Origin of the sequence: Actibacterium sp., from assembly GCF_041584535.1 — a bacterium.
In the GTDB taxonomy this organism is placed as follows: domain Bacteria; phylum Pseudomonadota; class Alphaproteobacteria; order Rhodobacterales; family Rhodobacteraceae; genus Actibacterium_D.
On the sequence record NZ_JBFHDW010000113.1, the window covers coordinates 1 to 8,036 of the forward strand.

General features: G+C 64.6%; 6 protein-coding genes. 1 reads left to right on the forward strand and 5 read right to left on the reverse strand.

Translation table 11 applies throughout. From position 1 onward, the window contains the following. On the reverse strand, nt 1-844 hold an 844-nt coding region (mnmH, locus tag ABYW26_RS07335), incomplete at its 3' end, for a tRNA 2-selenouridine(34) synthase MnmH (protein ID WP_372604124.1). Nucleotides 845-957: 113 nt separating this feature from the next. Between mnmH and ABYW26_RS07340 the strand changes: the two genes are divergently transcribed. Beyond that, nucleotides 958-4,548 carry a hydantoinase B/oxoprolinase family protein gene (locus ABYW26_RS07340; RefSeq protein ID WP_372604125.1) on the forward strand — a complete coding sequence of 1,197 codons (3,591 nt, stop codon included), beginning with the start codon at nt 958-960 and terminating at the stop codon, nt 4,546-4,548. Between the two features lie 52 nt (nt 4,549-4,600). Here ABYW26_RS07340 and ABYW26_RS07345 read toward each other — a convergent pair whose 3' ends face one another. The 4 genes from ABYW26_RS07345 to uraD form a co-directional block, all read right to left on the reverse strand. Then, on the reverse strand, nt 4,601-6,007 hold the full coding sequence (locus ABYW26_RS07345) for a uracil-xanthine permease family protein (protein ID WP_372604126.1): 1,407 nt from the start codon (nt 6,005-6,007) through the stop codon (nt 4,601-4,603). 60 nt (nt 6,008-6,067) lie between these two features. Next, nucleotides 6,068-6,559 carry an ureidoglycolate lyase gene (locus ABYW26_RS07350; RefSeq protein WP_372604127.1) on the reverse strand — a complete coding sequence of 164 codons (492 nt, stop codon included), beginning with the start codon at nt 6,557-6,559 and terminating at the stop codon, nt 6,068-6,070. Next, nucleotides 6,556-7,569, reverse strand: a complete 1,014-nt coding sequence (alc, locus tag ABYW26_RS07355) for an allantoicase (protein ID WP_372604128.1) — start codon at nt 7,567-7,569, stop codon at nt 6,556-6,558. Before alc ends, ABYW26_RS07350 begins: the two co-directional genes overlap by 4 nt. A gap of 12 nt (nt 7,570-7,581) precedes the next feature. Next, nucleotides 7,582-8,036, reverse strand: a 455-nt coding sequence (gene uraD, locus ABYW26_RS07360; RefSeq protein WP_372604129.1) for a 2-oxo-4-hydroxy-4-carboxy-5-ureidoimidazoline decarboxylase, incomplete at its 5' end; no start/stop codon positions are given.

Below are 8,036 nucleotides of genomic sequence, written 5' to 3' on the forward strand. Positions count from 1 at the left end.
GCTCGCGCGGGTGCAGGGGCGCCAGTAGCTTGAGCGTCTTGGTCAGGGTGCCACGGTCTTCGGCAATGTCGGCATAGGCGCGGCCAAGGAATGTTGCGCGGGCGTCCAGCGGGGCGGTGACCTCGATCCGGGGGGCGGTTTTCATCGCCTCCCACAGCGCGGGCGGCAGGTTGATCTTGCCGATCTTGCTGGATTCGCCTTCGACCAGAACCGGCTGGTTCGGGTCCAGCGCCGCAGCGGCCATCGCCAGCCGGGTCTCGAAGCCCTTTTGCGCCGGTTGCCCGCCCGGCATCGCCCCGAACAGGCTGCCGCGATGGTTGGCCAGCCCTTCAAGGTCGATGACCTGAACCCCCTCGGCGGCGATGCGCGGCAACAGTGCGGTCTTGGCGGTGCCGGTATTGCCCTCAAGCACCACGACGGGCGAGGGCCACGTCGCGTCATACAGCGCAGACTGCACCAGACGGCGAAAGCTGCGATAGCCGCCATCAATGGTTTCGGCCTGCCAGCCGATCTGCCGCAGGATCAGGGCGAACGACCCCGAGCGCTGACCGCCACGCCAGCAATAGACCAGCGGGCGATAGCTTTTCGGCCGGTCGGCCAGCGTGGTCTCAAGATGATGCGCGGCATTCCGCGCCACCAGCGCCGCGCCGATCTTGCGGGCCTCGAACGGGTTGACCTGCGTGTAGATCGTGCCGACGCGGGCGCGTTCTTCGTTGGTCAGGGCCGGCAGGTTGATCGCGCCGGGGATGTGATCTTCGGCGAATTCCGCAGGGGACCGCACGTCGATCACCTCGGAAAAGGGCAGGCTGCGCAGGGCGGCGATATGTGACAGGGTAAAGGGCATGTCCCCAGATATGCCGGATTTCCCGCCGCGCAAAGGGGTCTGTGCGCCAAGGCAGCGTGACAAATGGCGCTTGATTTGAGAAACAGCCGAACGCGGCGGAAAAAGGCACAGGCATGAGCGACAAGGCGTGGGAGTTCTGGATTGATCGTGGGGGGACCTTCACCGATGTGGTGGCGCGCGATCCCGAGGGGCGTCTGAGCACGGCGAAGCTGCTGTCGGAAAACCCCGAACGCTATCGCGACGCCGCCGTTCAGGGCATCCGCGAGGCGCTGGGCGTGGCTGATGGTGCTGCCTTGCCCGAGGGCGCAATTCGCGCGGTCAAGATGGGCACGACAGTGGCCACCAACGCCCTGCTTGAACGCAAGGGCGAGCCGGTGCTGCTGTTGATCACCCAAGGTTTCGCCGATCTGCTGCGCATCGGATACCAGACCCGCCCGCGCCTGTTTGACCTGCATATCCAGCGGCCCGATCTGTTGTATCAACAGGTGGCCGATCTGCCCGAGCGTCTGGATGCCGAGGGCCGGGTGCTGGAGCCTTTGGACGAGGCCGCCACCCGCGCCACCCTGCAATCGGGCTTTGACGCCGGGCTGCGGGCGGTGGCGATTGCCGGGTTGCATGCCTATCTGAACCCCGTTCACGAAATCCGTGCCGCCAAGATCGCGGCCGAGGTCGGGTTCACGCAAATCTCGGTCAGCCATCAGACCTCGCGCCTGATCAAGCTGGTGGGGCGCGGCGATACCACGGTGGTCGATGCCTATCTGTCGCCGATCCTGCGGCGCTATGTCGATCAGGTCGCGGGCGCGCTGGACATGGGGCGGGCCTGCGATGCGCTGTTGTTCATGCAATCGAACGGCGGCCTGACCGATGCGCAATTGTTTCAAGGCAAGGACGCGATCCTCAGCGGGCCTGCGGGTGGCATCGTCGGCATGGTGAAAACCGCCGAGGCCGCCGGGTTCGACCGGCTGATCGGGTTCGACATGGGCGGCACCTCGACCGACGTGTCGCACTATGCGGGCACTTATGAGCGCAGCTTTGAAACCGAAGTCGCTGGCGTGCGGATGCGCGCGCCGATGATGGATATTCATACGGTGGCGGCTGGCGGCGGCTCGATCTGCACCTTCCGCGATGGCCGCTATCAGGTCGGCCCCGAAAGCGCCGGTGCCAATCCCGGACCGGCCTGTTACCGACGCGGCGGGCCGCTGACGGTGACCGATTGCAACGTGATGCTGGGCAAGCTGACCCCGGCGCATTTCCCGAATGTGTTCGGCCCGGATGGCGATCAGCCGCTGGATGCCGAAGTGGTGCGCGCCAAGTTCACCGCGCTGGCCGATCAGATCGCTGCCGCCACTCGCCAGCCGGTGGAAAGCCCCGAATCCGTGGCCGAAGGGTTCTTGCGGATCGCCGTCGATAACATGGCCAACGCGATCAAGAAAATCAGCGTCCAGCGCGGTCATGATGTGACCCGCTACACGCTGCAATGCTTTGGCGGCGCGGGCGGGCAACATGCCTGTCTGGTGGCCGATGCGCTGGGCATGACGCGGGTGTTTCTGCATCCCTTCGCCGGGGTGCTCTCGGCCTTTGGCATGGGTCTGGCTGAAATCCGCGCCATGCAGGAACGGCAGGTCGATGCGCCCTTGGCGGACGATGTTGCGCCGGTGCTGGCGGCGTTGCGCGATGCGGCGGTGGCCGAGGTCGCCGGTCAGGGCGTCGCCGCGCCCGACATCCGCACCGAGACCCACGCGCATCTGCGCTATGATGGCTCGCACCAGACGCTTGAGGTGCCCTTTGGCGCACCCGGGCAAATGCAGGCCGATTTCGAGGCCGGGCATCAGGCGCGGTTCGGGTTTACCTCGCCCGAGCGGGCGCTGTTCATCGACATGCTGGCGGTCGAGGCCATCGGCCATGCCAGCGATCTGCCGCGCCTAGCGGTCTCGTCCGGGGCTGCGGCGCCGATCGACCATGTGCCCGCGCATCTTGAGGGCCGGACGCAGGCCGTGCCGCTTTATGCCCGCGACGATCTGGGCGCGCGCACCCGCATCACCGGCCCCGCCATCATTACCGAGCCCACCGGCACCAATATGGTCGAACCCGGTTGGGCCGCGCGCGTCGATGATCTGGGCAACCTGATCCTTGAACGCGTCGCCGAAAAATCCCGCCCCCGTGCCGCCGGAACCAAGGCTGACCCGGTGCTGCTGGAGGTCTTTAACAACCTCTTTATGTCGATTGCCGACCAGATGGGCGCGACGCTGGCGAATACGTCTTGGTCGGTGAATATCAAGGAACGGCTGGATTTCTCTTGCGCAATTTTTGACGCGAACGGTGATCTGGTGGCGAACGCGCCGCATGTGCCGGTGCATCTGGGATCCATGTCGGACAGCATCAAAACGGTGATGCGCGACAACCCGGATGTGCGGCCGGGCGACGCGTTCATGCTGAACTCGCCCTATAACGGCGGCACGCATCTGCCCGATGTCACGGTGGTGACGCCGGTGTTTCTGGGCGATGCGGTGCTGTTCTGGCTGGGCTCGCGCGGGCATCACGCCGATATCGGCGGGCGCACGCCGGGATCAGGGCCGCCCGATAGCACCCATATCAGCGACGAAGGCGTTCTGATCGACAACCTGCGGCTGGTGGCCGGGGGCGTGTTTCAGGAAGATCTGGTGCGGCAAGTGCTGGGCAGCGGGCGCTATCCCTGCCGCAACATTCCGCAGAACCTTGCCGACCTGAAGGCGCAGGTTGCCGCCAATGAGACCGGGCGGCGCGAGTTGCTGAAGGTGGTCCAGACCTACGGTCAGGATATCGTCACCGCCTATATGGGCCATGTGCAGGACAATGCCGAAGAAAGCGTCCGCCGGGTGATCGACCGCCTGTCCGATGGCGATTTCACCTATCCGATGGATCACGGCGCCGAAATCAGGGTGGCGGTGCGGGTGGACCGCGCGGCGCGGTCGGCGGTGATTGATTTCACCGGCACCAGCGCCCAGCACGCAGGCAATTACAACGCGCCGTTCTCGATCTGCCGGGCGGTGGTGCTGTATGTGTTCCGCACCTTGGTCGGCGCCGATATCCCGCTGAACGAGGGCTGCCTGAAGCCGCTGCACATCATCGCGCCCGCAGGCACGATGTTGAACCCGGCCTATCCGGCGGCGGTGATCGCTGGCAATACCGAGGTTTCTCAGGCCACCTGCAACGCGCTGTATGGCGCGCTGGGGGTGATCGCGGGCAGTCAGGGCACGATGAACAATTTCATCTGGGGCAATGATGCCTTCCAGAATTACGAGACCATTGCCGGCGGCACCGGGGCCGGGCCGGGCTTTGATGGCTGTGACGCGGTGCAAAGCCATATGACCAACACCCGCATGACCGATCCCGAAGTGCTGGAGAAACGTTTTCCGGTGCGGTTGGAGGACTTCTCGATCCGGCACGGCTCGGGCGGGGCGGGGCGCTGGCATGGCGGCAACGGGGTGATCCGGCGGCTGCGCTTTCTGGAACCGGTGACGGTGACGACGCTGAGCTCGCACCGGATCGTGCCGCCGTTTGGTGTCGATGGCGGTGCGCCGGGCAAGGTTGGCCGCAACAGCGCCCTCTTGCCCGATGGCACGCAGATCGTGCTGAACGGCAATGACGAGATCGACCTGCCCGCCGGTGGCCTGTTCGAAATGCGCACGCCCGGTGGTGGCGGGTGGGGCACGCCCGAGACATGAAAAAGCCCCCGCACGGGTGGCGGGGGCTTTTCGGTTTCATTGGGTGCGGGGCTTAGCCCTTGCCGTTGCCGGCCAATCCGCCCGAGACTTCTTCGGTCGCCTCGGCGGCCAGTTCCTCGGGCAGGATCAGGTTCAGGAACACCGCGATCGCCGCTGCGGGCAGCAGGCCCGAGGTCAGCAGGATCTGCGCGGTCTTGCCAACATGTTGCAGGGCGCTGGGTTCAAGCTGCAGGCCCAGACCGATCGACAAGGAAATCGCGAAGATCACCATGTTGCGGCGGTTCCAGGTCACGTCCGACAACATGCTGACGCCAGATGCCGCCACCATGCCGAACATGACGATCACGCCGCCGCCCAGCACGTTGATCGGCACGGTGTTGATGATGGCACCGATCTTGGGAACGAACCCGGCGACGATCAGGAAGATCGCGCCGATGGTCACGACGTGGCGGCTCATCACGCCGGTGATGGCGATCAGGCCGACGTTCTGGCTGAACGAGGTGTTCGGCAAGCCGCCAAAGATCCCGGCCACGGCGGTGCCCAGACCGTCGGCAAAGGTCGCGCCCGAGATTTCCTTGTCGGTGGCCTCGCGCCCGGCGCCGCCCTTGGTGATCCCGCTGGTGTCGCCCACGGTCTCGATCGCGGAAACGATCGCCATGAAACACATGCCAAGCACGATGGCGGTGTTGAATTCGAACCCGTATTTGAACGGGCTGGGCAAGGCAAAGGCAGCGGCGCGGCCGATATTGCCGAAATTCACCTGACCCATGAAATAGGCGACGACATAGCCGACGATGATACCGATCAGCACGGCGGCAACGGCGGTAAAGCCACGGGTAAAGAATTTGACGCCCAGCGTGACAAAGATCACCACCAGCGCCGGCAACCATTTTGCCAGCGAGCCGAATTCAGGCTTGCCCATCAGCGGCACGCCTCCGGCGGCGTATTGAATGCCGACCTTGACCAGCGCCAGACCGATCATCAGCACGATCAGCCCGGTCACCAGCGGCGGCAGGGCAAAGCGGATCTTGCCGATCACGGTGCCAAGGCAGAAATGAAACAGCCCGCCGATCACCACGCCCGTCATCAACCCGCCCAGACCGGCAGTGCCCAGACCGGCCACGGCCGGGATCATCACCGGGATAAAGGCAAAGCTGGTGCCTTGCACGATTGGCAAACGCGCGCCCACCGGGCCAAAGCCGATGGTCTGGAACAAGGTGGCAATGCCTGCGAACAGCATCGACATCTGGATCATGTAATTCATATCAGGAAAGCCAAGCGCCCCCTGATCCGAGCCGAACCCGATCCCCGCCGCGCCGCAGACGATGATCGCCGGGGTCACGTTGGATACGAACATGGCCAGGACGTGCTGGATGCCCAGCGGCACGGCCTTGGCCAGTGGTGGCGTATAATTCGGGTCGCGCAGCTGTTCTGCGGTGCCCAGTGAAGTGTCAGTCATTGTTTCGCTCCTGTCGGTTGGGTTCCGTCCTGTCGCCGCTTGTCGCCGGGGCGTTCAGTCCTATGAGTTTCGCACCACATAGGGTGCTTCAAACCAGAACTCCTCCAGATTCCGGGACGTGCCGATCCTGTCGATTACGGCGAACAGGCCGGGGTCTTCCAACGGGGTGAGAACACCGTGCCATGTGCCACGGTGAAAGCTGATGCCCTGATGCGGGCGGGTGAGAAACGCCAGCGGTGTGCCGGGTTTGCCGCCCTGATCGGGGGCGACGATGACCAGAAACGGGTGCTCGGTCATCGGGATGAAGGTCTGGCTGCCCTCGGGGTGGCGCTCGACCATCTCAAGGGTCAGCGGCAGCATCCGGCGCTGGGCCAGAAACAGGCTGACGCCAGCGCGGCCATCCGGGCCGAAGTCCAGCGTGGCGCGGTCGTGATACCGTTCGCACAGGCCCTGATTGATGATCTTGTCGGCATCGCCCTCGGTATCCAGCACCTCGCCGTAGGGGGCGAAGGCGGATTTGCTGATCGGAGAGACGCGGACGATTTCAGTCATGCAGGATGCCCGAACAGCCGCAGACGGCTGACACCGCCATCGGGATGGATGTTAAAGCGCACATGCGTCACCGGCCCCAGATCGGCCAGTGCATCGGTATATTCATGGATCGAATCGGCGCTGAGATGGGTCTCGGGCAGCAGGGTCTTCCAGAACATCGAGTCGGTGATCAGCGCATCGGTCAGGCCATCGCCGAATTTCTGCAAATCGGCCGCTTGCAGCGAACAGCGGTCGGGGAAGTTGCCTTTGAAATGGGCAGTGTCCACCACGACCCGGTCGATCATGCCGCGCGCCCCCAGCGCAAGGATCATCCAGTCATAGCCGGGCTCGCGGCGGCGCCGGGTTTCCCAGCCGTCGCCCATGTTCACCCCACGCCCCGGCGCCAGCAGGCGGTGATAACTGCCGTAATGCGCATCCGAGAACGCCAGAATCCGGCCACCATTCAGCGCCGCCACCAGATCTATCTCCTGACCGTCGCCGATCGGGTCCAGTTCCGGCACCCCGAACGCCCGCAGCCGCGCCACGCCGCCATCGGGATAGATATGCAGCCGCAGATGGGTCCAGCTTTCAAAGCTGTCGCATTTGAAGAAATGATGCGCGCTGGCGCTGAGCGGCTTGTTGGGAAGGATCGTCACCCAGGAGGCGTTCTCAAGGTCGTCGCTTTTCGACGAGCAGGCCTCGATCTTGCAGGCCGGGGCATAGTTGCCGGTGAAATGCGCGGTATCGACGTCAAAGCCCAGAATCCGCCCCGGAGCCGCCAGTTTGATCGTGGCATAGTCATGCCCGCCATCGCGGCGTCGCTGGGTTTCCCAGCCGTCCATCCATTTGCCGTGATCGTCGAACTTGCCTTCGATGAACACCGGATCGCTGTCGTCCAGCATCCGTTCCAGCGGGGCGAAGAATTCATTGGTCGCAGCCAGCGCCTTGGCCCCAAGCCCGGCCGAGGCCAGATTGACGCCTGTGCGGGCAAACAGGGGAACATCAGGGTTCAGAGACTCGATCGAGGGCATTTTGGGTTCTTCTTATTGAGGTGGCAAAAGATCGTTTAGCCGGTGACGGGCAATCCGCTCGACCTGCGCGCAGGCGGCGGCGAATTCGGTGTCGCGGTCGTTGTCGATGCGGGCCGTGAAGGCGGCCAGAATGCTGGCCTTGTCGTGGTCGCGCACCGCGATGATGAAGGGAAAGCCGAATTTGGCGGTATAGGCGTCGTTCAGGCGGGTGAACTCGGCCCGTTCGGCATCGGTCAGCGCATCCAGCCCGGCCCCGGCCTGTTCGGCGGTGCTTTCAGCGGTCAGGCGCTTGGCCGCAGCCAGTTTCCCGGCCAGATCGGGGTGGGCGGTCAGCACGCCAAGACGCTGGGCGTCGCTGGCGCTGCGGAACATGCGGGCAAGGGCCGAATGCAGGCCGACAGCCGTGTCATGCGCCGGGCCAAGGTCCAGATCAAAGGCGCGCTCGGCGATCCACGGCGAATGTTCGA

Coding starts and splice junctions, on each gene's coding strand:
- alc (WP_372604128.1), bottom strand. CDS start 7,569: ATGCCCTCGATCGAGTCTCTGAACCCTGATGTTCCCCTGTTTGCCCGC.
- ABYW26_RS07340 (WP_372604125.1), top strand. CDS start 958: ATGAGCGACAAGGCGTGGGAGTTCTGGATTGATCGTGGGGGGACCTTC.
- ABYW26_RS07345 (WP_372604126.1), bottom strand. CDS start 6,007: ATGACTGACACTTCACTGGGCACCGCAGAACAGCTGCGCGACCCGAAT.
- ABYW26_RS07350 (WP_372604127.1), bottom strand. CDS start 6,559: ATGACTGAAATCGTCCGCGTCTCTCCGATCAGCAAATCCGCCTTCGCC.